The sequence below is a fragment of the Comamonas kerstersii genome, assembly GCF_008801935.1.
GTDB classification, from domain to species: domain Bacteria; phylum Pseudomonadota; class Gammaproteobacteria; order Burkholderiales; family Burkholderiaceae_C; genus Comamonas; species Comamonas kerstersii.
Map to the genome: position 1 here is coordinate 43,046 of NZ_VZOT01000001.1, position 23,374 is coordinate 66,419.

General features: G+C 58.7%; 25 protein-coding genes. 16 read left to right on the plus strand and 9 right to left on the minus strand.

The window, feature by feature from the left end:
• Positions 1 to 37: 37 nt before the first annotated feature.
• The 4 genes from F7P80_RS00210 (at position 38) to kynB (ending at position 4,029) form a co-directional block, all read left to right on the plus strand.
• Positions 38 to 364 carry a YkgJ family cysteine cluster protein gene (locus tag F7P80_RS00210; RefSeq protein WP_054066085.1) on the plus strand — a complete coding sequence of 109 codons (327 nt, stop codon included), beginning with the start codon at positions 38 to 40 and terminating at the stop codon, positions 362 to 364.
• Between the two features lie 140 nt (positions 365 to 504).
• Positions 505 to 1,863 carry an amino acid permease gene (locus tag F7P80_RS00215; RefSeq protein WP_054066086.1) on the plus strand — a complete coding sequence of 453 codons (1,359 nt, stop codon included), beginning with the start codon at positions 505 to 507 and terminating at the stop codon, positions 1,861 to 1,863.
• Positions 1,864 to 1,961: 98 nt separating this feature from the next.
• On the plus strand, positions 1,962 to 3,326 hold the full coding sequence (locus tag F7P80_RS00220; protein ID WP_249041339.1) for an esterase-like activity of phytase family protein: 1,365 nt from the start codon (positions 1,962 to 1,964) through the stop codon (positions 3,324 to 3,326).
• A gap of 70 nt (positions 3,327 to 3,396) precedes the next feature.
• The gene (gene kynB, locus F7P80_RS00225) at positions 3,397 to 4,029 is read left to right on the plus strand and encodes an arylformamidase (RefSeq protein ID WP_151042624.1); all 633 of its coding nucleotides are present in this window, start codon (positions 3,397 to 3,399) and stop codon (positions 4,027 to 4,029) included.
• 81 nt (positions 4,030 to 4,110) lie between these two features.
• Here kynB and F7P80_RS00230 read toward each other — a convergent pair whose 3' ends face one another.
• Positions 4,111 to 4,650 carry a methylated-DNA--[protein]-cysteine S-methyltransferase gene (locus F7P80_RS00230; RefSeq protein WP_151041977.1) on the minus strand — a complete coding sequence of 180 codons (540 nt, stop codon included), beginning with the start codon at positions 4,648 to 4,650 and terminating at the stop codon, positions 4,111 to 4,113.
• Positions 4,651 to 4,805: 155 nt separating this feature from the next.
• On the opposite strand from F7P80_RS00230, the gene F7P80_RS00235 reads away from it, so the two are divergent.
• Positions 4,806 to 6,002 (plus strand): MFS transporter, encoded by a 1,197-nt coding sequence (locus tag F7P80_RS00235; RefSeq protein WP_151042627.1) that lies wholly within the window; start codon positions 4,806 to 4,808, stop codon positions 6,000 to 6,002.
• 66 nt (positions 6,003 to 6,068) lie between these two features.
• On the opposite strand, the gene F7P80_RS00240 is transcribed toward F7P80_RS00235, so the two are convergent.
• Positions 6,069 to 7,280, minus strand: coding sequence for an FAD-dependent oxidoreductase (locus tag F7P80_RS00240; protein WP_058880348.1), 1,212 nt, complete (start codon positions 7,278 to 7,280; stop codon positions 6,069 to 6,071).
• Positions 7,281 to 7,521: 241 nt separating this feature from the next.
• Complete coding sequence (locus F7P80_RS00245; RefSeq protein ID WP_054066090.1) at positions 7,522 to 7,815, minus strand: H-NS histone family protein; 294 nt, start codon at positions 7,813 to 7,815, stop codon at positions 7,522 to 7,524.
• Positions 7,816 to 8,033: 218 nt separating this feature from the next.
• On the opposite strand from F7P80_RS00245, the gene F7P80_RS00250 reads away from it, so the two are divergent.
• Positions 8,034 to 8,882: a symmetrical bis(5'-nucleosyl)-tetraphosphatase gene (locus tag F7P80_RS00250; RefSeq protein WP_058880347.1), complete on the plus strand. Its 849-nt coding sequence runs from the start codon at positions 8,034 to 8,036 to the stop codon at positions 8,880 to 8,882.
• A 76-nt stretch (positions 8,883 to 8,958) separates the two neighbouring features.
• On the opposite strand, the gene F7P80_RS00255 is transcribed toward F7P80_RS00250, so the two are convergent.
• Complete coding sequence (locus F7P80_RS00255; RefSeq protein ID WP_054066092.1) at positions 8,959 to 10,362, minus strand: DEAD/DEAH box helicase; 1,404 nt, start codon at positions 10,360 to 10,362, stop codon at positions 8,959 to 8,961.
• Positions 10,363 to 10,452: 90 nt separating this feature from the next.
• Complete coding sequence (ypfJ, locus tag F7P80_RS00260; protein WP_058880346.1) at positions 10,453 to 11,319, minus strand: KPN_02809 family neutral zinc metallopeptidase; 867 nt, start codon at positions 11,317 to 11,319, stop codon at positions 10,453 to 10,455.
• A gap of 138 nt (positions 11,320 to 11,457) precedes the next feature.
• Here ypfJ and F7P80_RS00265 point away from each other — a divergent pair, with 138 nt between their 5' ends.
• On the plus strand, positions 11,458 to 12,378 hold the full coding sequence (locus F7P80_RS00265; protein ID WP_077345325.1) for a delta(1)-pyrroline-2-carboxylate reductase family protein: 921 nt from the start codon (positions 11,458 to 11,460) through the stop codon (positions 12,376 to 12,378).
• A 411-nt stretch (positions 12,379 to 12,789) separates the two neighbouring features.
• Entirely contained in the window at positions 12,790 to 13,296 is a 507-nt protein-coding gene (locus F7P80_RS00270; protein WP_151041979.1) for a bacteriohemerythrin, read from the plus strand.
• A 56-nt stretch (positions 13,297 to 13,352) separates the two neighbouring features.
• Here the strand turns inward: F7P80_RS00270 and dcd are convergent, their stop codons facing one another.
• The 3 genes from dcd to F7P80_RS00285 form a co-directional block, all read right to left on the minus strand.
• Positions 13,353 to 13,919: a dCTP deaminase gene (gene dcd / locus F7P80_RS00275; RefSeq protein ID WP_151041981.1), complete on the minus strand. Its 567-nt coding sequence runs from the start codon at positions 13,917 to 13,919 to the stop codon at positions 13,353 to 13,355.
• A 63-nt stretch (positions 13,920 to 13,982) separates the two neighbouring features.
• Positions 13,983 to 15,275: a guanine deaminase gene (guaD, locus tag F7P80_RS00280; protein WP_151042629.1), complete on the minus strand. Its 1,293-nt coding sequence runs from the start codon at positions 15,273 to 15,275 to the stop codon at positions 13,983 to 13,985.
• Between the two features lie 325 nt (positions 15,276 to 15,600).
• Positions 15,601 to 16,707: a BMP family ABC transporter substrate-binding protein gene (locus F7P80_RS00285; protein ID WP_151041984.1), complete on the minus strand. Its 1,107-nt coding sequence runs from the start codon at positions 16,705 to 16,707 to the stop codon at positions 15,601 to 15,603.
• A 187-nt stretch (positions 16,708 to 16,894) separates the two neighbouring features.
• Between F7P80_RS00285 and F7P80_RS00290 the strand changes: the two genes are divergently transcribed.
• The gene (locus F7P80_RS00290) at positions 16,895 to 17,344 is read left to right on the plus strand and encodes an HIT family protein (protein WP_054066103.1); all 450 of its coding nucleotides are present in this window, start codon (positions 16,895 to 16,897) and stop codon (positions 17,342 to 17,344) included.
• Between the two features lie 142 nt (positions 17,345 to 17,486).
• Positions 17,487 to 17,816 carry a transposase family protein gene (locus F7P80_RS00295; RefSeq protein WP_151041986.1) on the plus strand — a complete coding sequence of 110 codons (330 nt, stop codon included), beginning with the start codon at positions 17,487 to 17,489 and terminating at the stop codon, positions 17,814 to 17,816.
• Positions 17,817 to 17,844: 28 nt separating this feature from the next.
• Here F7P80_RS00295 and F7P80_RS00300 read toward each other — a convergent pair whose 3' ends face one another.
• Complete coding sequence (locus F7P80_RS00300; protein ID WP_151041989.1) at positions 17,845 to 18,732, minus strand: LysR family transcriptional regulator; 888 nt, start codon at positions 18,730 to 18,732, stop codon at positions 17,845 to 17,847.
• A 95-nt stretch (positions 18,733 to 18,827) separates the two neighbouring features.
• On the opposite strand from F7P80_RS00300, the gene F7P80_RS00305 reads away from it, so the two are divergent.
• The 6 genes from F7P80_RS00305 to F7P80_RS00330 all read left to right on the plus strand — a co-directional run bounded on the left by F7P80_RS00305 (position 18,828) and on the right by F7P80_RS00330 (position 23,352).
• Positions 18,828 to 19,688, plus strand: coding sequence for an amidohydrolase family protein (locus tag F7P80_RS00305; RefSeq protein ID WP_151042631.1), 861 nt, complete (start codon positions 18,828 to 18,830; stop codon positions 19,686 to 19,688).
• Between the two features lie 15 nt (positions 19,689 to 19,703).
• Positions 19,704 to 20,537, plus strand: coding sequence for an SDR family NAD(P)-dependent oxidoreductase (locus F7P80_RS00310; RefSeq protein WP_151041991.1), 834 nt, complete (start codon positions 19,704 to 19,706; stop codon positions 20,535 to 20,537).
• Between the two features lie 21 nt (positions 20,538 to 20,558).
• The gene (locus tag F7P80_RS00315; RefSeq protein ID WP_151041994.1) at positions 20,559 to 21,551 is read left to right on the plus strand and encodes a Bug family tripartite tricarboxylate transporter substrate binding protein; all 993 of its coding nucleotides are present in this window, start codon (positions 20,559 to 20,561) and stop codon (positions 21,549 to 21,551) included.
• 132 nt (positions 21,552 to 21,683) lie between these two features.
• Positions 21,684 to 22,202, plus strand: coding sequence for a carboxymuconolactone decarboxylase family protein (locus F7P80_RS00320; protein ID WP_151042634.1), 519 nt, complete (start codon positions 21,684 to 21,686; stop codon positions 22,200 to 22,202).
• A 37-nt stretch (positions 22,203 to 22,239) separates the two neighbouring features.
• A complete protein-coding gene (locus tag F7P80_RS00325) occupies positions 22,240 to 22,803 on the plus strand; it encodes a hypothetical protein (protein ID WP_249041340.1) in 564 nt (187 codons plus the stop codon).
• Positions 22,804 to 22,902: 99 nt separating this feature from the next.
• Entirely contained in the window at positions 22,903 to 23,352 is a 450-nt protein-coding gene (locus tag F7P80_RS00330; protein ID WP_151041999.1) for an HIT family protein, read from the plus strand.
• The last annotated feature ends 22 nt before the right edge of the window (positions 23,353 to 23,374 follow it).

The window sequence follows — 23,374 nt, forward strand, 5'->3', positions numbered from 1 at the left end:
CACTTCGCAGGCATCACGCTTTTCTTTGCCCATACCCATGAGTTCCCCCCACCCCTGCCTGAGCTGCGGTGCCTGCTGTGCATCATTTCGCGTGGACTTTTCCGTGCATGAATCCGAAGAACACGGCGGCCGCGTGCCGCGTGGTTTGATTGAGGAGGTCAACGACTACACCTGCCGCATGCGGGGCACGGACTACGCCCGCCCGCGCTGTGCAGCACTCATGGGCAAGGTGGGTGAAAAATCCACCTGCGGCATCTACGAGTGGCGCCCATCGCCCTGTCGCGAATTTGCCGCAGGCTCAGACGCCTGCAACCGTGTGCGCCTGCGCCACGGGCTGCAGCCTCTGGACAGCGGCCTGCTGTAAGACACTGCAGGCAGTGCTGCGCCTTGAGCAGCTGCTCAGCAACGCGCTCTGCATCCCGCAGCGGATCTCCCCGCTGCTGCAACAGAACGCGCTGCGCGGGATACTAGAGGGTTTCCAATTCGAGAGGACCCTCAGCGCTCATGGCTGACTTCCACGACATTCAACAACGCGAAACCGGTCTGCAGCAGCACCTGACCAGCGCCCAGATGGTGATGATTGCCATTGGCGGCGCCGTCGGCACGGGCCTGTTCATGGGCAGCGCCTTTGCCATTGGCTTTGCAGGCCCTGCGGTTTTGATCAGCTACGCCATTGGCGCATTCATCGCCCTGCTCCTGATCGGGGCGCTCGGTGAGATGACCGTGGCCCACCCCACTTCTGGCTCCTTCGGGGCCTACGCCGAGTACTACCTGGGCCCCATGGCCGGTTTTGTGCTGCGCTATGCCTACTGGGCGGCGCTGGTGCTGGCCGTAGGCATGGAGGTCACGGCCGTCGGCATCTACATGGCCTACTGGTTCCCGGATGTACCGCAATGGGTCTGGGTGGCCGTGTTCTCAGCCATGCTCATCGGCCTCAATCTCCGCAGCGTCAAGGTCTATGGCGCAGCGGAATACGCTTTCTCCGCCATCAAGGTCGCCGCCATCGTGGCCTTTGTGCTGATTGGTGCCTATGTGGTGTTTGGCTCCCACACACCGGGTATTGGCATTGAAAACTACCAGGCTGGGGGCGGCTTCTGGGCCAAGGGCCTGTCAGGCATGTGGCTGGGCGTGATCGTGGCCATGTTCAGCTATCTGGGCGTGGAAGCGATTGCCGTGGCAGCGGGTGAAGCCCAGCACCCCCAGAAAGCCGTGCAAAGCGCCATGAAGACCACGGTGCTGCGCCTGGTGCTGTTCTATCTGCTGACGCTGGCGCTGATGCTGGCCATCGTGCCCTGGACGGAAGCCGCCACCCAGACCAGCCCCTTTGTGCGCGTGATGGAAATTCTCCACATCCCCTACGCCGCCGGTGTGCTGAACTTTGTGGTGCTGGTGGCAGCGCTTTCGGCCATGAACAGCCAGCTCTACACCACCTCGCGCATGATGTTCAGCCTGGCACGTGCCAACCAGGCACCTGCCACCTTTGGCAAGACCAACCGCCAGGGCGTGCCCGTTTCCGCGATTCTGGTCTCCAGCCTGGGCGCGGCCGTAGCCATGTTCATCAACGCTTTCTGGCCTGAGCAGTCCTTCATGTGGATGATGTCGATCGCCATGTTCGGCTGCATGTTTGCCTGGTTCATGGTGTTCGTCACCCATCTGGCCTTCCGCCGCCAGCGTGACCGTGAAGGCGCTGTGAGCAGCTTCCGCATGTGGGGCTTTCCGTGGCTGACGGCCCTGGGTGCACTCCTGATGGGGGCCGTGCTCATCACCACTGCCTTTACCAAGGAGTTTCGCCTGACGCTGGCCTTTGGCCTGCCATGGCTGGCGCTGCTGAGCGTGATCTACCTGCTGCGCCGCAAACGATGAAGCGGCTGCGGCCGACACATCACTGACATCGTTTTGCCATCACGGCGACACACACGCTGGCGAAGATGCCTGCACTTTCAACTGTGTGTGTCTCTGTGATGACTTCTTTTCGTTTGACCGTAGCTGCCAGCCTGTGCGCGCTGACCCTGTGCTCTGTCAGCGCCATGGCGCAAACTGTTCCAGCCCATACGGCCGCTTTGGCTGGTCATGCCATCCTGCCAGCGCTGAGCGTACTGCCTGCCCCTGCCGATGCCCCCGCAGATCTGCGCAGCAGCGGCAAGTTCACGACGACTCCACCCACCTATGCACTGGGTACGGTAGAAGGCAAATCTGACGGCCGCCCTACCGGTGTCAAGCTGCCTTTTGACGGCCAGCCCCGCCAAGGCCATTCCGGCATTGTGCGCATGGACGATGGCTCTTTCTGGATCCTCACGGACAACGGCGCAGGCAACAAAGTGAACTCTCCGGACTTCATGCTGCACCTGAGCCGCTACAACGTCGACTTCAAGAGCGGACAGTTCGAGCGACTGGAAACCGTTTTTCTGCACGATCCTGACCGCAAAGTGCCTTTCCGCATCGTCCAGGAAGGAACCGAAAAACGCTATCTGACAGGTGCAGACTTTGACCCTGAAAGCGTACAGATCGCCGGTGGACACATCTGGATTGGCGAGGAGTTTGGCCCCTTCCTGATTCAGGCCGACATGCAGGGCAAGGTGCTGGGCGTGTATGACACGCTGGTGGATGGCAAACCTATTCGCTCCCCCGACCACCCACAGGCACGCACGGCAGGTGCACCCAATGCCAAGGCACAGGTCTACCCTGTGCGCCGCTCCAAGGGCTTTGAAGGCATGGCCGCCAGCCCCGATGGCAGCAAGCTCTACCCACTGCTCGAAGGCGCCTTGTGGGACAGTACAACCAATGATCTGGAAAGCCTCAACGGCAAGACCTATCTGCGCGCGCTGGAGTTTGACGTCAAGGGACAGCAATGGACGGGCCGCGAGTGGAAGTACCCGCTGGAAAGCCCCAGCCACTCCATCGGCGACTTCAACATGATCGATGCCACGACCGCCCTGGTCATCGAGCGTGACGACGGTGAAGGCACTCCTGACATGGCTTGCCCCGCGGGTGAAAAACGTACGGACTGCTTCGGCAAGCTGCCCCAATTCAAGCGTGTGTACAAGATTGAAATGAGCGAGGCCAATGTGGGTGGCATGGTGCGCAAGATGGGCTATATCGACCTGCTCAACATCCAGGATCCCAAGCAGCTGGCACGCAAGCCGCTGACCAACGGCGTGCTGCAGTTCCCGTTCTTCACCATTGAAAACGTGGACATCGTGGACAAGGAGCACATCGTGGTTGGCAATGACAACAATCTGCCCTACAGCTCCAGCCGCTCACCCAACGTACAGGACGACAATGAACTGGTGCTGCTGAACGTACGCAGCCTGCTGCAAGCCAAGTAATTGCGCCAAAGGCATACTGCCAGGCCTGTGGGCACACCAAGCCCACAGGCTTTTTTTCGTAACCGCCATGATGGATCAACGCCAGCTCTGGGATATTTCCGCCCCCGTACACAGTCACAGCCCGGCCTACCCCGGCGACACACCTTACCAGCAGGTGTGGGAGGCTCGCATTGGGCCTGAATGCCCGGTCAACCTCAGCACGGTGCGCATGTCACCGCATGTAGGCACGCATGCGGATGCCCCCTTGCATTACGACACGCAGGGCCAGGCCATGGGAAAGGTAGATCTGCAGCCCTACCTGGGGCGCTGCCGCGTCATCCATGCGATTGGCTGTGCGCCGCTCATTGAATGGGCGCACATCGCCCATGCCATCACGCCCGATCTGCCGCCACGGGTGCTGGTGCGCACCTGGGCGCAGCAACCCACAGGCTGGGTCGATGATTTCGCAGGCTTTGCACCAGACACGATTGCACGGCTGGCCGATCTGGGGGTACAGCTCATAGGGCTGGATACACCCAGCGTAGACCCGCTCACGGCCGCTGGTCTGGACAGCCATCTGCTGGTGCGCGCGCGCAAGCTGCGCATTCTGGAGAACCTGGTGCTCGACGCCGTGCCGGAAGGCGACTATGAGCTGATCGCCCTGCCACTGAAATGGACACAGGCGGAGGCTTCTCCCGTGCGGGCCGTGCTGCGTGCGCTGTAAAAAACAGAGCTGCCAGCGCTTGATATTCATAGAATTTCAAATACTTTCTATCTGAAACCCAATCAATACAAGCACAAGCCGCTATTGTTTAAATAGCCTTTCCATTTCCAGCAGCAACTGCTTGCGCTGCAAGCCCCAGCGGTAGCCACCCAGCCCACCATCGCTGCGCAGCACACGGTGGCAGGGCACCAGCACGGCCAGCGGGTTGGCCGCACAGGCACTGGCTACGGCTCGCACGGCCTGCGGCTGCTCCAGATGCTTTGCCACCTGCCCATAGCTACGTGTCTGCCCTGGTGGAATGCTGCGCAGTGCCTTCCAGACCTTGCGCTGAAACTCCGTACCACCCTGCACATCCAGCGGCACGATGTGCTGCAGGCTGGGGTGGGCCAGAATTTCCAGCACGGTATCGCTCCAGCGGTGCAGCACCGGGCCACCCGTGCCCAGTTCTGCCAGCGGGTAACGCTGCTGCAAATCGTCAATCAGGGCGCTTTTGTCATCCCCCAGCAAGACGGCTGCAATGCCGTTGGGGGTTGCTGCAACCAAGACCTGCCCCAATGCGCAGGCACGCACGGTGTAGTGCAACTGCAGGGGCAAGCTCGCTGGTGGGTGTGATGTACTCATTCCGTGCACTCTAGGGCAAGCCGCAGGCTGCGCCAAGTACGAATCTTTACGCCTGCGTGACAGTGCACTCCGACACGCAGCGCTACGCTTGCGGCCAGGAGACCACCGTGCCCCAAGCTTCCACCACCACCCGCCTGCAGCGCCAGCTCTGGGTCATGCTGCTGGCATTGCTCAGCGGTTTTGCGCTCAGTCAGGCGTTTCGCACCATCACCACCATTGTGGCCCATGGGCTGCAGCAGGACTTTGGCATCAGCGCCAGCTCACTCGGCGCGTTTGCCGGGCTGTTCGGCCTGTCCTTTGGTGTGGTGCAACTGCTCATGGGCATTGGCATGGACTTGTACGGCCTGCGCCGCACGGTGCTCACCGCCTTTCCGTGCGCTGCCTTGGGGGCTGCACTTTCGGCTGCCGCACCCAGCTACGGCTGGCTGATGCTGGGCCAGCTGCTGATTGGCGTGGGCTGCTCTCCGGCCTTTCTGGCCTGCACCATCTTTATTGCCCGGCACTTTCCGCTGGAGCGCTTCGCCTTCTTCTCGGGCCTGTCCATGGGCATTGGAGGACTGGGTCTGCTGTTTACCGGCACACCGCTGGCCTGGGTGGTCGAGACCTATGGCTGGCGCAGCGGCTTCTGGCTGCTGGCCCTGCTGTGCGCGCTGTCATGGCTGCTGATTTTCTGGAAAGTGCATGAGCCAGCACTGCCGCAGGCCATGCAGCAGCCGCGTGAATCCTGGGGCCAGGCTTTGCGGCGCATGGCGGAGTTGTTGACCCTGCCCTACACCTGGGGCACGGTGATTCTGGGCATGTCCTGCTACGCTGCTTTTCTGTCACTGCGCGGCCTGTGGCTTGGCCCCCTGCTGATGGAGCGACACGGCTTCAGCCTGGTCAGCAGTGGCCACGTGGCCTTTGCCGTGTCGCTGATTTCGCTGTTCACCCCCGCCCTGTTTGGCCGCCTGGACCCCGGCCCCATGACGCGTCGCAAGTGGCTGGCCAGTCTCTCGCTGTGCATGGCCGGGCTGTTCCTGCTGCTGGCGCTGTGGCACAACGCCAGCGCCAATGTGTGGACCATCGTGGCCATGTCCATGCTCTCGGGCTACGGCCTGCTGCAGTACGCCGATGTGCGCGCCTCCTATCCCAGCCACATGACAGGGCGTGCGCTGTCGCTGTTCACCATGTCCATGTTTCTGGGCGTGGCGCTGATGCAGTGGTTCACCGGCATCGTCGCGGCCTGGGCCACGCAGCACGGCTGGGAGGCCTATGGCGCCGTGGCCCTGAGCATTGCCTTGTGGCTGGCCTGCGCCTCCACGGCCTACCGGCTGCTGCCCAGCTCACCTTTGCTGCACAGCGCACGCATCTGAAGCAAGCGTCAAAAAGCCTGCCCTCCCAATAGAAGAAAGACGGGCTCGCATTGGTACAGAGATACTTTACAGAATGCTGGCGCTGGAGCCTTCGCCGCTGTAGAGCCAAGGCACATCCATGAGCTTGCCACCCAGCATGCGCATGGACATATCACGCCCCCAGCGCACCAGCCCGGTCGCGTGAAAGATGCGCCCGTTGCGAATGGAACGTGCCTGCACACGGGCATTGCGCTCCCAGCGGTTGAGCGCGTAGCGGCGCAGGCGCAGCTCGACATCCAGGTCATCCATGGCCAGCGCACGCTGCAGCTCAGCGGCATCTTCAATTGCCATACCTGCGCCCTGTGCCAGATAGGGGCGCATGGGGTGTGCTGCATCGCCAATCAGACCAACCAGACCTCTGGCCATGGCCTCCGGCCCCTGAATCGGCGCACGGTCAGACAGCGGCCACAGGCGCCACTGCATACCTGCGGCTGGCACGCTGCGAATCAGATCCTGCAGATTGCTGCTGCAGTGCCTGAGCGCCTGCTCCAGCACCTGGGCATTGGCGGCATGGTCCCAATGCTCCAGATTGTCAGGGCTTGGGCCTTCGATGATGACCACGATATTCATCATCTCGCCACGGCGCACGGGGTAGTGCACGGCATGCATGCCCGGCCCCAGCCACACGGTCACTTCGTTACTGCGCCAACCCACCGGAATGTCTGTCATGGGCAGCAAGGCACGATAGGCCAGGTGGCCAGAAACGCGCGGACGGCTGCTGTCGCCCAGCACAGGACCACGCAGCTTGCTCCACACGCCATCGGCCAGCATCAGCGCATCGCCTTCCACGACTTTGTGGGCGGTCGTCCGTATGGTGGTCACGCGTTCCGTGCCCAGAATCTCGAGCACTTCCTGCCCAGGGTTGATATACACCCCGGCGCGGTCTTTGGCAGCGTTGTAGAGCAGGCTGTGCAGGTCTGCACGGTGGATGGTCACATAGGCAGCGCCATAGCGCTCCACCATGGACTGCCCCAGTGGTGCACTGGCCAGCACCTGACCGCTGAGCGCACTGCGAGCCACCAGTTGCTGCGGCAAGGCAGCCACCTGCTGCACGGCCTGGTGCAAGCCCCATGCCTGCAGACGGCGCACCACATTCGGCCCCAGCTGCACCCCTGCGCCGACCTCCGAAAACGCTGCGGCACGCTCGAACACACGCGCATCCCAGCCCGCATGCGTCGCTCCCAGCGCTGCAGCCATGCCTGCGATGCCTCCGCCAGCAATCAATACCTGTTTTTTCATACGCGCTAATTGTGACCCTGAAAAAGCGCAGGTTCGTACTTGCTTCATCTGCACGGCCTGACGTTGCGCAACACTTGCACGCGACCGAGCTGCTGCATCACACCTGCCCTGACATGCATCAGCCCCGTAGCCAGTGTCGCTCTTGGGCTGTGCATATGCCTGCATGATGCCTACCTGAAGCAAGCTATCTCAAAAACCATGCATAAAAAAACCCGCATGCTGCGGGTTGTAGCGGGATTTTTTAGATTTCGAACTTGCTGCGGTCCTGGTCCTGAATCCATTTAGGAGCCTTGCCACGCCCTGTCCAGGTTTCACCCGTTTCAGGATTTCTGTATTTAGGAGCCACTTTGGAACCTGCCTTGGGCCCTGCATTACGGCCACGAGCTGGAGGAAAAACATCGGCCGCCGTCAACCCATACTCATCAATCAAGGTGCGCGCTTTGCTGATTGCCTCTGCCAATTCACGTTTACGCGCATCCTGGATTTGTTTTTCCAGTTCTTCACGCTGCTTCAACAGTTCTTTGTAAGAGCTCATCTTCACGTCCTTTCATTTAACGTGTGTGAATGATATCGACATTCAATTTTTAAGACACGGGCATATTTTTATCAAAAATTCAGGCATTTGAAAATATTGCACCAGATCAATCATCGGAACTGCGATCCCGGATTCACCGCAGCGCTGCCACCAACTGCTGAAGCTCTTACACTGCTACGCATGCTCTTTGGGTTCAGCAAGTTCTGAAAAGGAATAAAGTGTCCACTTACTTAATTGGAGATATACAAGGCTGCGAAAGTGCCTTCACCCGACTGCTGGAGAAGATCAGCTTCTCCCCAAGCCGGGACACGGTATATCTGCTGGGAGATCTGGTAAACCGCGGCCCCGCATCTGCCGATGTGCTGCGTCGCTGCATGGCTTTGGGTGACAGTATCAAACCGATACTCGGCAATCATGATTTACATTTGCTCGCCAGCGCTTATGGCGTGCGCAAACCGGGTAAACGCGATACTTTGCAAAGTATTTTGCAAGCCCCTGATCGTGATGCCTTGCTGCACTGGGTTTCTCAGCAGCCATTGGTGCGTTATCTGGAAAATAGCCAGGGACAGTCCCTGTTAATGGTGCACGCCGGTGTACTGCCACAATGGACAGTTCATGAAACTTTACATTTAGCCGATGAAGTGCATCAGCAGGTAAAAGGAGAAAATCTTTCTCAATTCCTGCAACATATGTATGGAAATCTACCCAATAAATGGGATCCACAGCTGACAGGCGCTGATCGTCTGCGTGTGATTGTGAATGCCTTAACCCGTATTCGCTTTTGCACACCCGAAGGCGAGATGGATTTTGAAAGCTCTGAATCCGCAGAAGCTGCCCCTGAAGGATTAATTCCCTGGTTTGAATGCCCGGGCCGCAAAACCGCAGACACGACGATCGCCTTCGGGCACTGGTCTACGCTGGGCCTGATGCAACGCCCCCATCTGATGGCGCTGGATACCGGCTGCATCTGGGGTGGCTGCCTGTCTGCCATAGAGCTGGGCAGCGACTTTAACGAGCGCACACTGCACCAGGTCCACTGTGAGCAGGCACAGAAACCCGGCAAATAAACCTGCTGGCAACCTCCAGCAAAAAAGCCACGTATGTCGAACGCATACGTGGCTTTTTTATGGTGTGCAGGATGCCTTAGAAGCTACCCATGGGCTTGAAAAGCGCTGCAATCTTGCGCTTGGGCTTGGCTGCAGACACAGTCTGCTTGGTACCTTGGCCATCCCATGAGGGAGCGGCATTGGTCGAAGGCTCGTAGGGCTTGTTGAAGAAGGGGTCTGGCGGTGTATTGCGCACCGGACGTGCGCCGCGTACAGGGCGCGTACCTTCCACAGCCACGCTGCGCTGCACTTCTTCGCGACCAGCGCCTGCTTCACGGCGGTCGCGCCAACGGCGGGACTCAGGCAGCTCAATACGCTCGACCTCAATTTTTTTCTTGATCAGCTTCTCAATATCTGCCACCAGCTTGGAGTCCGAGCTGCTGACCAAGGTCACAGCCACGCCAGTGGCGCCACCACGGCCTGTACGACCAATGCGGTGCACATAGTCTTCGGCGTTGAAAGGCACGTCGTAGTTGAACACCGCTGGCACATCCTTGATGTCCAGACCGCGTGCTGCCACGTCGGTACAGACCAGCAGATCTACTTCACCCTGCTTGAAAGCTTCCAGCGCCTTCAGACGCTCATCCTGGCTCTTGTCGCCATGCAGGGCTGCTGCGCGGTAGCCATCGCGCTCCAGCGCACGGGTCAGGCGGGCACAGCCGAGTTTGCTGTTCGAGAAAATGAAGGCCTGGCGAATGCCCTGCTCGTTCAGGACTTGCTGAATGACCTTGCGCTTGTCGTCATCGCTGGCTGCAATAAAACGCTGCGTCACCGAAGCAGCCGTCTCATTGGGGCGTGCGACTTCGATCGTGACGGGGTCTTGCAGATAGCTGCCTGCCAGGCGCTTGATCTCGGGCGAGAACGTAGCACTGAACAGCAGCGTCGTGCGCTGCTTGGGCAGGTGACTGAGGATGCGTTGCAGGTCGGGCAGGAAGCCAATGTCCAGCATGCGGTCCGCCTCATCCAGCACCACGTATTCCACCTGGTTGAGCACCACATTCTTGGCTTCGATGTGGTCCAGCAGGCGGCCAGGTGTTGCCACCAGCACTTCCACCCCTTTTTTCAGCTCGGCCGTCTGAGGCTTCATGTCCATGCCGCCAAACACCACGGCGCTGCGCAGCTTGGTGTGCTTGGCATACAGCGCAATCTGCTGTGCGACCTGATCAGCCAGCTCACGGGTAGGCAGCAGCACCAGCGCACGCACGGGGTGGCGGGCTGGGGATGCAGAGCTGTTCTCGTGACGCAGCAGGCGCTGCAGCAGTGGCAGCGAAAAGGCAGCGGTTTTGCCAGTGCCGGTCTGTGCAGCCCCCATCACATCCTTGCCAGTCAGCACCACCGGGATCGCCTGTGCCTGGATAGGGGTCATGGACTCGTAGCCCATTTCGGCCACGGCGCGTGCCAGAGGCTCCGCCAAGAGTAAAGAGGAAAAAGAACTTGTCATTGAGCCTACTATTGTCGCACCGTGTACTGAAACCGCAGTGTGAAGTCGTTAATTCCTGCTGCACGTCGCGGATTCCTGCACAGCCACTGCCTACAGGCTGGACGCAGAAAATGTGTCACAAGCCTGCATGGAGCCGGTCTGCAGCCCCGTCTTGAACCAGCGCTGGCGCTGTGCGCTGGTGCCGTGGGTAAAGCTGTCTGGCACCACATGGCCAGTCTGCGCTTTTTGCAATGCATCATCACCGATCCTGGCTGCGGCATTCATGGCTTCTTCCACATCACCCTGCTCCAGCACTTGGTGCATGCGGTCTGCATGGTGCGCCCATACACCCGCAAAGCAGTCAGCCTGCAGCTCCAGCTTCACAGACAGCCTGTTGTATTCCGTCTGGCTCACGCGCCCGCGCATGCGGTCGACCTGGTCCGTAATCCCCAGCAAGTGCTGCACGTGGTGCCCCACTTCGTGCGCAATCACGTAGGCCTGTGCAAAGTCACCGGGTGCGCCAAGCTGGTTCTGGAGCTGGTCGTAGAACGACAGATCAATATAGACCTTCTGGTCGCCCGGGCAATAAAACGGTCCCATCGCAGATTGCCCGGTGCCGCATGCTGTACCTACTGCACCACGGAACAGCACCAGCCTGGGTTCCTGGTACTGCGCACCACCCTGCTGGAACAGCTTGCCCCACACGTCTTCCGTATCCGCCAGCACGGTGGACACAAAACGCGCCATGGTGTCATTGGCAGGCGGAGCCTGCGCCGGGCTTTGCTGCTGCACCACAGGCGCACCACCGCCGCTGAGCAGCCCCAGCAGCGTCAGCGGATTCACGCCCAGCACCCAACCACCGATCAGGGCAATAACAATGGTTCCAATCCCGATGTTGCGCCCTCCGAACATGGGCGCGCCGCCGCCACTGCGGCGATCTTCCACATTGCTCGACTGACGTCGCCCTTCCCATTTCATATGCCGACTCCTGCCCCGCTGCGGGGAAATGCGTTGTGATGGCCTGAAAGCGCACGCCCCTCAGGCTGGTGAAGATACTGGCGCTGCATGTACAAAGTGTGACTGTCGCCAGCGCTGTGCATCCGCTATAAACTTTGGATGCCTCATACCCCGACCGCTTTGCTCGACGCCGCTGGCACCTGTGCCGCACTGCCATGGAACCTGCTGGTGCAGGAAATCGCTGCCACCGCCGTGGACCCACGGGTACAAGTGCCAGCCCGTATTGTGATGCCTACGGCCGCAGGCGCTTGTCTGTTTTCCATGCCTGCGCATGACAGCCAACTGGCCATGACCAAGCTGATTACCTTCACGCCCGGCAACATGGGAACATCGCGCGCCACCATTCAGGGGGATGTGGTGATCTTTGACATTGCCAGCGGCACTCGCCAGTTGATTCTGGATGGCCCCAGCATTACCACCCGGCGCACAGCTGCCGTGTCTGCGCTGGCTGCGCTGCGGCTGGCAGCCATCCCGGATGGGCCTCTGCTCATCATTGGCGCTGGCGCCCAAGGCATGGCGCATTTGCAGGCCTTTGCAGAGGTTCTGGGAACGCGGGAAGTGCATATCGCTTCACGCACTACCGCCAGCGCCCAGCACCTGGTGGACTGGGCGCTTTCGCATGGCATGCAGGCACACATTGCGGAAGACGTAGCTGCAGCCGCCTTGCACTGCCCGCTGATCGTGACCTGTACCCCTGCCCATGCTGTGGTGCTGCAAGGGCCGCTGCACCCGCAGTGCTTTGTGGCTGCCGTAGGCGCATTCACGCCCGAGATGGTCGAGCTTTCCGCACCGCTGTGCCAGTACCTTGCCATGCACGGACAGATTGTGGTGGACAGCCGCGATGCCGAACATGAGGCCGGAGACCTGCTGCAGGCGGGTCTGCCTGTAGCCCAGTACCCCAGTCTGGCCGATGTGATGAGCGAAGAAATGCCACGGGCAACAGGCCCCGTGCTGTTTAAAAGCTGTGGCTGGGGCGGCTGGGATCTGGCTGCTGCGAGACTGGCTGTGCGTACGGTTTGAGATCCACCCTGCACTGGCGAACCAAAAGCTTGGCTTGATTTAAATTCATTTTTTGTCAAGCTATTTTTTTTGATATTCATCAAAGCAATTATAAAATTATAGAAATAAGTACAATTCTTTATTATTTTTCAAATTATCAATTTTCATCCGCAAATTTATTACCATTAATAAAAAGACCAAGTATTTTGTTAAAAAATTTATATAAACTTACGCCAACAATCAGTGCAAGTCATTGATATCAAATGATCTATTTGTATGCAAAAATTTGATACAAAATTGCATGCACTCAGCTACCCCAAACCTTGCATTTTCAAATAGCAGCCACTCATAATCCCTTAAGGGTTTTCCTAAAAGCAAATGATTGAAGCATCCGGGCATTGGCGTGCTTCAAAAATGACAGAGGGTTGTGCGATGGCTGTTTTGCAATGGGTAGAAGATCTGAATACGGGCATTGAAGAAATTGATATTCAGCATCGTCGCATCGTGGATTACATCAACCGCCTGCACGAGCTGCGTGAGTCTCCAGACCGTGCAGCGCTGAGTGAAGTGATTGCAGAAACCGTGGACTACACCATCTCGCACTTCGCCTACGAAGAGCGCATGCTGGAAGACTCCGGCTACGCATTTACAGACTTGCACAAGCGCGTGCATGAATTGTTCACACGCCGTGTGGGCGAAATGCAGACCCGCTTTGAAGCGGGTGAAGATGTAGCGCAGGAGCTGCACACCATGCTGTCGCGCTGGCTGTTCAGCCATATCCGCAACGAAGACCACGGCTATGTGGATGCAGTCAAGACCTACCAGCGCATGACCGGCAAGGGCAGCAAGCAAGACATTGAGCACACCAAGCAGCAGGTGATGCACAAGCTGGAGAAAAAATACAAGCGCAAAGGCTTTTTTGCGCGGCTGTTTGGCTGAAAAGCCTGCAGATTTGCGTGATCCCAGCCGCAGGATCACGCATCAGCACCACCCGCTCAGGTGCGTGGCAGGGTCACACCGTGCTGCCCCTGGTACTTGCCGCCACGGTCCTTGTAGCTGGTCTCGCAAGGTTCATTGCCCTGCAGGAACAACACCTGTGCGCAGCCTTCACCGGCATAGATCTTGGCGGGCAGCGGTGTGGTGTTGGAGAACTCCAGCGTCACATAGCCTTCCCACTCGGGCTCGAACGGCGTCACATTCACGATGATGCCGCAGCGCGCGTAAGTGCTCTTGCCCAAACATACGGTCAGCACGTCACGCGGAATGCGGAAGTACTCCACAGTACGGGCCAATGCAAAGCTGTTGGGCGGGATGATGCAGTAGTCGCCCTCAAAGTCGACAAAGCTTTTTTCGTCGAAGTTCTTGGGGTCCACCACGGTGCTGTGGATGTTGGTGAACACCTTGAACTCGCGTGCACAGCGAATGTCGTAGCCGTAGCTGGAGGTGCCATAGCTGATGATTTTCTTGCCGTTGGCTTCGCGGATCTGGCCGGGTTCAAACGGCTCGATCATGCCGTGCTCTTCCGCCATCTTGCGGATCCACTTGTCGCTCATGATGCTCATGGAGGTGTCCTGTTCGCTGAATTTTTTATAGCTGGGCGCGGCAATTTATTGCCTGCAATGGCGTTATTTTGCTTGAGAGACAAAGGTTTGCTCAATCAAGCGGTCATCTCCCAGAATGATCATCGCAAAAAGCAGTTCATCCAGCGACTGTGACTGCGCCGTTTTGCGTGCCAGCAGTGGTGTGCAAGCAGGGTTGATGAGCACAAAGTCTGCCTCGCAGCCGGGCTGCAGATTGCCAATCACACCCTCCAGCCCCAGCGCCTTGGCAGCGCCTGCGGTGTGCTGCCACCACAGGTGGGCAGGCTTCAGACTCAGACCTTGCTTGCTGTGGTGCTCACGCCCCACCATGTAGGCCGCCTGCATGGTGCGGAAGGGCGAAAAGCTCATGCCGCCGCCTACATCGCTGGCCAGGCCGTACATAAACCCGGCCTTATCCGCTTCGATGTAATCAAAGTAGCCACTGGACAGGAACAGATTGCTGGTAGGACTGATGGCCGCTGCCGTCCTGGTTTCGCGCATCAATGCACGGTCGGTGTCGTCCAGCCAGATACAGTGGGCGTACACGGCCCGCTCGCGCATCAAGCCAAAGCGCTGGTACACATCCAGATAGCTGCGTGCTGCGGGGTAGAGCTCACGCACCCACTGGATTTCGTCAAGGTTTTCCGAAACGTGGGAATGAATCCATACATCGCCATACTTGGCGGCCAACTCCCCTGCGCCTTGGAGCTGCTCAGGCGTGCTGGTGGGAGCAAAGCGCGGGGTGATGGCATAGCCCAGACGGTCCACGCCATGCCAGCGCTGGATCAATGTTTCGGTATCGATCAGGCCCTGCTCGGTGTCGTCGCGCACACCATCAGGGCTGTGGCGGTCTTGCAGCACCTTGCCCGCCATCATGCGCATGCCGCGCGCCTGCGAGGCGGCCATGATGGCATCGACAGACTCAGGGTGCGAGGTGGCAAAGGTCAGCGCCGTAGTCACGCCATTGCGCAGCAGCTCGTCCAGAAAGAACTCCGCCACGCCATCGGCATAGGCACGATCATGAAAGCGTGACTCGTGCGGGAAGGTGTAGTTCTCCAGCCAGGGCAGCAGGCCATCCGCTGGCGCACCAATCACATCGGTCTGAGGGTAGTGGATGTGCATATCCACAAAACCCGGCGCAATCAGCTTGCCGGGCAGGTGCACGACTTGCACACTGGGCTGCTGCACATATTGCGCCTGCAATGCCTGCCAGCTGCCAGCAGCGACCACACGCTCCTGCCCCTTGTCATCCGGTGCGACGGCCAGCAGGCCATCACTGTCATACAAGGGGCTGCCATCGGGGGCAAAACGGAGCAAGGCACTGCGGTAGATCTTCATGGCCATGGCAAATTTCCAGAAATAAAAACAGGAGCAGCTAGCGCTGGTATTACGCGGCTTTTACGCACAAAGCATGCCAAAAACCAGCAAATACCTGCGCCAGGCGCTCCTGAATTTTCCAGCGAAAAGCACATTTGTGGTGTACGTACTTACCGCCCAATCAGCAATGGCACGGTGTGATCGGGCTGAGGGCCGATCACACAACCCAGCAAACCACAGGTTTGCGGTTGAGACGAGGCCGGGCCGCGCAGGCGCGAAGCCGCAGGCAGTACAAGTCGTACGACAAGGCTTCGCAACGACGTATCAAGGGTCGTGTGAGCGGGTCTTACTGCACGCTACCGATCACGCCTTCTACCAACCAGTTCATCTGGTTCTTTTCCGCATCACTCAAGCTGCTGCCAGCAGGAATACGGACATTGCCCTGGTTGTCACGGATCGGCTGCTTGCCTGCCTGGAAAGGCTGCAGCCTGCCTTGCGCCATGTCCTGCTGGCGGGCCAGCACTTCATCACGCACCGCTTGGGGTAGCTTGGGACCAAAGTGTTCCACCTTGATCATGCCGTCCTTCACGCCGCCCCAGAAATCGCCCGATTGCCACGTGCCATTGCGCACCGCCTGCGCGCGCTGTGCGTAGTAGCCACCCCAGTGGTGGGTCACAGCCAGCAGCTGTGCATCCGGGCCGTCTTTGCGCATATCAGAGTGAAAGGCAATGGCCATCTTGCCGCGCTCCTGGGCAGCAGCGATCACCGCCGTGCTGGCCACTTGGAAGGACAGCACATCCGCGCCCTGGTCCATCAACGTCATGGCGGCTTCGCGCTCCCGCGCAGGGTCAAACCACGCATTCAGCCACACCACTTTGACCTGGGCCTGGGGATTCACGCTGCGCATGCCCAGGGCAAAGGCATTGATGCCCTGAATCACCTCCGGAATTGGCATACCGCCCACAAAACCTGCCACGCCGGTCTTGCTCATGCGTGCCGCTGCAATGCCCGACAGATAGCGCCCTTCGTAATGGCGCGCATTCGCCGTGGCCACGTTTGCGGTCTGTTTGTAGCCGGTGATGTTTTCAAACTTCACCTGCGGAAAGTCCTTGGCGACGCGCAGCGTCGGCTCCATATAGCCAAAGCTGGTGGTGAAGATGAGCTGATTGCCCTGAGCGACCAAATCGCGCAGCACGCGCTCCGCATCCGCGCCTTCGGGCACGTTGTCCACTGCCGTGGTCGTCACTTGACCGGGCATGGCACGCTCCAGCGCCAAGCGGCCTTCTTCGTGCTGGCGCGTCCATCCTGCGGGCAGAACGGGCGTGACATACACAAAGCCGACTTTGGTGGGGGCTGATGCTGAGGGGGGGGAGTTCAGCGTTGTCTCGGTTTGCGCGAAAGATGGTGCGACAACGCAGGCGGCCACGAGCGTGGCTGCGAGGTTTTTGTACATGGTGTTCCTCTACATGGCTCCAGATTGAACAATCACCGGCCGCTGGAGCAATGCGGCATGGCGAAGCGGGCGATTCTAGCGGGTAAACCCGAGGACCTGCGTTTGCGGACTAACCACACTGGCGGCAGCAGGCCTGCTTTTCTACGATGGAGCCCGATATTGCATCCCTTATTTCCGGAGACCTGCCATGCCCATGTTTGTTGACACCTCCCCGCCCGGCCACTGCATCTTCTGCAAGATCGTGGCAGGTGAAATCCCTGCCGCCAAGGTCTATGAAGATGAACTGACCATTGCCTTTATGGACATTGGTCAGGTCAATCCCGGTCATGTACTGGTAGCCAGCAAGCGCCATGCAGTCACGGTGCTGGAGCTCACGCCTGAAGAAGCGGCCGCCGTGATGCAGTCCGCACAGCGCATTGCGCAGGCGGCGCAGCAGGCCTTCGCGCCCGATGGGATCACGCTGTTTCAGGCCAATGGCGCTGCGGGTGGGCAGACGGTGTTCCACTTTCACATGCATGTGCTGCCGCGCCATGAAGGTGATGGTGTGGAGCTGGCCTGGCCCCGCAAGGAGCCTGCCGTGCAGTTGCTGCAAGGCTATGCGGACAAGCTGCGTGCCGCACTGTCAACCTTGGTATAGCTATCAATAAAAAAGCGGCTAGCGCTAGAAAAATAAGGTTCATCACGGAATGTCGGGGTAGTTGCCCCTCAAACAGAAACAGCGGTGACATTTCAAGCATGATGGTTGTGCGACCAATCAACATGCAAGAAAGCACCGCTGCATGCACAAAGATACTACATGGCTGGACCTTTGGGAGGGTTTCCGGGTTATTGATGCTGACCTTCAAACACCAGGCCAAGCAGTTTTAGCGCTTGAGCCGCTACAGGGCAGTAGCAAGTGCAGTGCTTGTCTCAAGCCCTTGGCTCAGGTGCATGAATACGTGCAGCGCACAGTGCGAGATATGCCACTGGTGGACAGGCAGCTGCGTTTGAAGGTCAAGCTGCACAGGCTGGTCTGCCCCGATTGCGGCAAATGCCTGCAGCATGTGCCCTGGCTCGATAAGTACAGTCGTTTAACCAAGCGCTTGGTTGAGCATATCCACCGCCCCTAATCCAGCCAATCTATGCCGTCATCTTCATCTATATGGAAAAGGTTTGGTGAATCAAACGTTTCAAAATTTTGGCGGCCTCCACATGCAGCCGTGTACTGGGTCTGGCGCAAGGCACCGCCAGCGTGATGCGATTGCGTATTTGCGGCATGGTCAGCAAAGCCGTGTGCAAAGGCACCGTTGCATTCCACATCTTGGCAACACTTGACGGAATCACGGTGTAGCCCACTTTGCGCTCCACTAGACTGAGCACGGTCTGCATGGAGTCGACTTCGGCCACCACATGGAGCCGCACATCCTTGCGCTCAGCCACGGCTTGAAAAATCCGCCGAAGTGCCTGGGGCTCACTGGGCAAAATAAGCGGAAATTCGCCCACCGCACTGACTTTCACCTTGCTGGGCAAAGGCTCAATGCCCACCAGCAGCAGCAGCTCCCGCTCCAACCCTTCAATCTGCAACTGCTGGGAAGATGGCGGATCAAAAAGAATCGCCATATCCAAACGTCCGGCAATCAACCACTCTCGCAGTCGAATGCTCAAGCCTTCTTCTACAGTGATGGAGGCATCTGGACAGGCCCGCAAAAATTGCTGTACCAAATCTGGTGCAATGCTCTGGGCCACACGCGGCGGCAACCCTATGCGGATCTTTCCTCGGGGGCTTTGCAGGCGCTCGCTCATCTCCGCCTTGGCATGGTCCACAGCTTCCAGAATGCCTCGCACATGCACCAACAGCGCGGCGCCCGAATCCGTAACCCGTACTCCGCGCCCATGCCGCTCCAGCAGACGCTGCCCCAACTCTTTCTCCAACAGCTGTACATGTCGACTCAGTGTGGGCTGTGAACTATTGAGGGCAGCAGCGGCCTTGGTATAGCTCATCGCATCGGCCACTGCCACAAACGCCTGCATATTTGCAATTTCCATATTCAATTTTCAAATATCTGCTATCCATTTATCTTCGACTGATTATCTGACTTTCTATCTAAGAATTGCATCCATCCCTGCTGAGAAATGATGTGATGCCAAGCCCTCAACTGACCTATACGCTACACCCCTCGCGCCCAGCGATTCAGCTGCCTGTGAACGCCTGCGACAGCCATGTGCATGTCTTCGGTCCACAATCCACATTTCCGTTTGCCGCCAACCGCAGCTTTACGCCGGCCGATGCGAGCAAAGAACAGCTGTTCGCATTGCACAAACATCTGGGGATTACGCGCTGCGTGATCGTGCAATCGGCTTGCCATGGTTTTGACAACACGGTGGTAGCCGATGCCATCGCTGCAGGCCAAGGCAACTACCTTGGGATTGCGCTGGTGCCTCCTACAGTCTCAGTCCAAGACTTGAAGCAACTGGCTGATACAGGGTTTCGCGGCATCCGCTTCAACTTCATGCGGCACCTTGATACCGGTGTGACGATTGAGGACGTTGTGGCTCTTACACCGAGGCTGGCTGATCTCGGCATGCACCTGCAGGTGCACTTTGAAAGCCGTTTAGTCCATGCGTTGGCACCTGTGCTGCAGCAAGCCGCTTGTGATGTCGTCGTCGACCACATGGGCCGTGTAGATGCCAGCCAAGGCATCCAAGGTGAAGACTTTCAAGGCCTGCTGCGCTTGCTCGAGAGTCCGAAGCTCTTTGTCAAAGTCAGCGGCATTGACCGAGTTGACCCGCACGCTCCATACCTGCAAGGCGTTGAACTCGCCCGCACCCTGGTGCAGCACTTCCCGGATCGATGCCTGTGGGGCTCGGACTGGCCACACCCCAACCACACCCACATCCCGGACGACGGGGTTTTGGTCAGTCAAATTGCTGCCATTGCCCCCACCGACACCGCACTCCAGCGCTTACTGGTCACCAATCCAGAACGCCTCTATCGCTTTTAACGTAGGTATCCACATATGCCCATCTTCAATGAACACACACCTGTGAACCCCCAGGGCCGTCTGGCTGGCAAAGTTGCCTTCATCACCGGGGCTGGCTCTGTCGGCGATGGCTGGGGCAATGGCCGCGCTACAGCCCTGCGTTTTGCCCAAGAAGGCGCTGTAGTCTGGGGTGTCGATATCAACCAGGAGGCGCTGCCAAACACAGCGGATCTGATTGCCCGTGCAGGCGGACTCTTCCACGCAGGGTATTGCAACGTCATGGAGGCACCATCGGTTGCCGCATCCATTCTCGAATGCCAGCAAAAACTGGGGCGCATCGACATTTTGGTCAACAACGTCGGCGGCTCCGCCAAAGGTGGTCCAGTCGACATGGATGAATCGGTGTGGGACACCCAAATTGACTACAACCTCAAAAGCGTATTTTTAACTTGCAAACATGTGCTGCCCATCATGCAAGCCCAGCAAGGCGGAAGCATTGTCAATATTGCGTCCACTTCTGGAACACGGTGGACCGGTGCAGCACAAATTGCCTATGCCTCCTCCAAAGCAGGAGTGATCCATTTTTCCAAAGTGCTGGCCGTTCAGTACGCCCACGACAACATTCGCGTCAACACCGTCATTCCCGGCCAGCTGCACACCCCAATGGTTTCCGTACGCCTTGCGGCCCAAAGAGCCGACGGGGATGTGGATGCTTTGCTCAAGCAGCGCCAAGCGCGCATTCCCATGCCCTTCATGGGTGATGGCCGCGACACGGCCAACGCAGCACTTTTTTTTGCTTCCGATGAATCTCGATTTGTCACCGGCGCCGACTTGGTCGTCGACGGTGGCATGACCGCCCGCTGCGCCTAACTTACACAACAAGGAGACAACATGTCAGGCAAAAAATTTCAACGCTTCGCTACCCGCCATCTGCAAAAAATCTCGGTTGCCGCCGCCCTGCTGACCGCAGCGTCAAGCGGCTGGGCACAGCAAGACATTACCAAGATCATCGTCGCCTTCCCTCCTGGGGGCCCTGTAGATTTTGTCGCCCGCACTGTCTCGGAGCAACTGGGCAAAGAACTGGGACATACCGTCCTGATTGAAAACAAGCCGGGTGCCAACGGCGCCATCGCTGCGGACACCCTGCTACGCTCTCCCGCCGATGGCAAAACGCTGTGGATCACCAGCGTGGGAGCTGTCGCGATCAACCCTGCCCTGTACCCTAAGCTGCCCTACCAGCCCTTGACAGACTTGGTACCCGTTTCTTTGGCCGTTAACAATGTGGAAATGCTGGTCGTCAACAGCAAATCGCCTTTCAGCAACGGTCGAGACCTGGTTGAAGCAGCACGCAAAAACCCTGGTCGCCCCATCACCATGGCATCGTCCGGAACAGGCAGCGTCCCACATTTAGCCATGGAGCTGCTCAATGAAAGCGCCAATATTCAAATGATGCACATTCCCTACAAAGGTGCAGCGCCAGCCATTACGGACGTGATTGCTGGTCACGTCGATGGATTTTTTGGTGATATCCCTGGCCTGATTGGTCACATTCAAGCGGGCAAGCTCAAACCTATTGCAATCGCTGCCCCCAAGCGCCACCCGCGCTTTCCGGAAGTGCCCACCTATACCGAACTGGGTTATCCCGGTGTCGACTCCGACAACTGGTATGGCTTTTTCGCTGCCAAAGGCACCGCCCCTGAAGACGTTTCCCGTCTGAGCCAGGCTTTGCACCGGGCCTTGCATCACCCCACCGTCAAGGAGCGACTGGAAGCTTCGGGCGCAGAAGTCGCTGGCAGCGCGCCCGATGAGCTGCGCAAGGTGCTGGAAGCCGACACGAAAAAGTGGAGTGCTGTGATTAAAAAGAACAACATCACGGCCAATTAATTCACCCTCCACGCAGACACCGCTGGTGCCACTGCACCCGCTATGTTTGGATTGACCAAGGCTCGCCTTTCAGCACCCTCGCCGCGGGACTGGCCTTGGTCGCCCGACCACCCCTCCAATGCTTTCCTCATCATGCGCATTCAGCCCATCACCCCTGGCACACAACCCGAGCTTGTGACGCTTGAAGCAGCCATTCAAGCCGCCAGAGGCCGTATCTCCCCGCTTTACCAAGTGTTGCTGCACAGCCCAGCCATCGCCCACGGCTGGGAGCAGATGCTGTCAGCGGTTCGCAACCACAGCAGTTTGGAAGCCGGACTCAGAGAGCTGGTCATCCTGCGCGTGGCTGTTCTCAACCATGCCAATTACGAGTTTGAGGCACATATTCCGCATGCGCTCAAAGCAGGCATCACACAAGCAGCGATCAAGGCAACACGGATCTGTCCCCTCCCTGCGGGCGCCCCCTGGAGCCTGCGGGAGCGACTGGCCCTGGAGGCGACCGATGCCCTCACGCGCGAACTTCACATCCGTGACGAAGCTTTTGCACAGCTTCAGGTGCACTTTTCTGCGCAAGAGCAGGTGGAGCTTTTTGCCACGATTGGCGCCTACAACATGGTCTCTCGTTTCTTGAATGCCTTCCAGATTGGACACTGAAAGCATGCCAGACTCAGATTTTTCAACCGATGCGCTCTTGTTGCAATTTGTCGCCGAAGCTGCCAGCGCCAAGCACATGGCCAAGACACTGCACCGCCAGCTGCAAACCCTCTTGCCTGCATCCACCTTGGGGCCTGTGGCACGAAGCGCCGAGGGCATGGTGTACGCCTACATCACACTCCCTCAGCCACAGCGCCTGGATACTGCACAGCACGATCAGCTGCAAAAAATGGCTTGCGAAATTCAGGCCGATGCCGCTGTGTCACGCCTTGAACAAGTGATGCACCTACAAAGCCCGACGAGCACCCCACCCCAAGCCCATTACGTGGTTGAAATGGACCCCGAAACAGGCTGGAAGCAGGAGTTGTTTGACTGGTATGACACAGAGCACCTGCCAGGCCTGGCATCGGTGCCGGGCACCCAGCAAGCCTGGCGTTATCTGAACCACGACCACGGCCCGCTTTCACTGGCGTGCTACCACCTCAGCTCGGAAGCCGTTTTAGGTTGCCCTGCCTGGCTTGCGGTCAGAGGCACGGCATGGAGCAGCCGCGTACGCCCTCACTTCACCAACACCAAGCGCACCATGTTCACCCTCCTCTAACGCCTTGTGGCCTACGTGCCCCCAGGAAGCCGCCACCCCCAACAAGGCAAAGCCCTAGTGACACCTTGCGCCATATCGCAGAACATGCGGCCCATGCCCATGCCCATGTTTGTTGACACCTCCCCGCCCGGCCACTGCATCTTCTGCAAGATCGTGGCAGGTGAAATCCCTGCCGCCAAGGTCTATGAAGATGAACTGACCATTGCCTTTATGGACATTGGTCAGGTCAATCCCGGTCATGTACTGGTAGCCAGCAAGCGCCATGCAATCACGGTGCTGGAGCTCACGCCTGAAGAAGCGGCCGCCGTGATGCAGACCGCACAGCGCATTGCGCAGGCGGCGCAGCAGGCCTTCGCGCCCGATGGGATCACGCTGTTTCAGGCCAATGGCGCTGCGGGTGGGCAGACGGTGTTCCACTTTCACATGCATGTGCTGCCGCGCCATGAGGGTGATGGTGTGGAGCTGGCCTGGCCCCGCAAGGAGCCTGCCGTGCAGTTGCTGCAAGGCTATGCGGACAAGCTGCGTGCCGCACTGTCAACCTTGGTATAGCTATCAATAAAAAAGCGGCTAG

What these genes read in the sequence shown, in the direction of transcription:
- F7P80_RS00210 (WP_054066085.1), top strand. Translation starts at nt 38, where the DNA reads ATGAGTTCCCCCCACCCCTGCCTGAGCTGCGGTGCCTGCTGTGCATCA.
- F7P80_RS00215 (WP_054066086.1), top strand. Translation starts at nt 505, where the DNA reads ATGGCTGACTTCCACGACATTCAACAACGCGAAACCGGTCTGCAGCAG.
- F7P80_RS00220 (WP_249041339.1), top strand. Translation starts at nt 1,962, where the DNA reads ATGACTTCTTTTCGTTTGACCGTAGCTGCCAGCCTGTGCGCGCTGACC.
- kynB (WP_151042624.1), top strand. Translation starts at nt 3,397, where the DNA reads ATGGATCAACGCCAGCTCTGGGATATTTCCGCCCCCGTACACAGTCAC.
- F7P80_RS00230 (WP_151041977.1), bottom strand. Translation starts at nt 4,650, where the DNA reads ATGAGTACATCACACCCACCAGCGAGCTTGCCCCTGCAGTTGCACTAC.
- F7P80_RS00235 (WP_151042627.1), top strand. Translation starts at nt 4,806, where the DNA reads ATGCTGCTGGCATTGCTCAGCGGTTTTGCGCTCAGTCAGGCGTTTCGC.
- F7P80_RS00240 (WP_058880348.1), bottom strand. Translation starts at nt 7,280, where the DNA reads ATGAAAAAACAGGTATTGATTGCTGGCGGAGGCATCGCAGGCATGGCT.
- F7P80_RS00245 (WP_054066090.1), bottom strand. Translation starts at nt 7,815, where the DNA reads ATGAGCTCTTACAAAGAACTGTTGAAGCAGCGTGAAGAACTGGAAAAA.
- F7P80_RS00255 (WP_054066092.1), bottom strand. Translation starts at nt 10,362, where the DNA reads ATGACAAGTTCTTTTTCCTCTTTACTCTTGGCGGAGCCTCTGGCACGC.
- ypfJ (WP_058880346.1), bottom strand. Translation starts at nt 11,319, where the DNA reads ATGAAATGGGAAGGGCGACGTCAGTCGAGCAATGTGGAAGATCGCCGC.
- F7P80_RS00265 (WP_077345325.1), top strand. Translation starts at nt 11,458, where the DNA reads ATGCCTCATACCCCGACCGCTTTGCTCGACGCCGCTGGCACCTGTGCC.
- F7P80_RS00270 (WP_151041979.1), top strand. Translation starts at nt 12,790, where the DNA reads ATGGCTGTTTTGCAATGGGTAGAAGATCTGAATACGGGCATTGAAGAA.
- dcd (WP_151041981.1), bottom strand. Translation starts at nt 13,919, where the DNA reads ATGAGCATCATGAGCGACAAGTGGATCCGCAAGATGGCGGAAGAGCAC.
- guaD (WP_151042629.1), bottom strand. Translation starts at nt 15,275, where the DNA reads ATGAAGATCTACCGCAGTGCCTTGCTCCGTTTTGCCCCCGATGGCAGC.
- F7P80_RS00285 (WP_151041984.1), bottom strand. Translation starts at nt 16,707, where the DNA reads ATGTACAAAAACCTCGCAGCCACGCTCGTGGCCGCCTGCGTTGTCGCA.
- F7P80_RS00290 (WP_054066103.1), top strand. Translation starts at nt 16,895, where the DNA reads ATGCCCATGTTTGTTGACACCTCCCCGCCCGGCCACTGCATCTTCTGC.
- F7P80_RS00295 (WP_151041986.1), top strand. Translation starts at nt 17,487, where the DNA reads ATGCACAAAGATACTACATGGCTGGACCTTTGGGAGGGTTTCCGGGTT.
- F7P80_RS00300 (WP_151041989.1), bottom strand. Translation starts at nt 18,732, where the DNA reads ATGGAAATTGCAAATATGCAGGCGTTTGTGGCAGTGGCCGATGCGATG.
- F7P80_RS00305 (WP_151042631.1), top strand. Translation starts at nt 18,828, where the DNA reads ATGCCAAGCCCTCAACTGACCTATACGCTACACCCCTCGCGCCCAGCG.
- F7P80_RS00310 (WP_151041991.1), top strand. Translation starts at nt 19,704, where the DNA reads ATGCCCATCTTCAATGAACACACACCTGTGAACCCCCAGGGCCGTCTG.
- F7P80_RS00315 (WP_151041994.1), top strand. Translation starts at nt 20,559, where the DNA reads ATGTCAGGCAAAAAATTTCAACGCTTCGCTACCCGCCATCTGCAAAAA.
- F7P80_RS00320 (WP_151042634.1), top strand. Translation starts at nt 21,684, where the DNA reads ATGCGCATTCAGCCCATCACCCCTGGCACACAACCCGAGCTTGTGACG.
- F7P80_RS00330 (WP_151041999.1), top strand. Translation starts at nt 22,903, where the DNA reads ATGCCCATGTTTGTTGACACCTCCCCGCCCGGCCACTGCATCTTCTGC.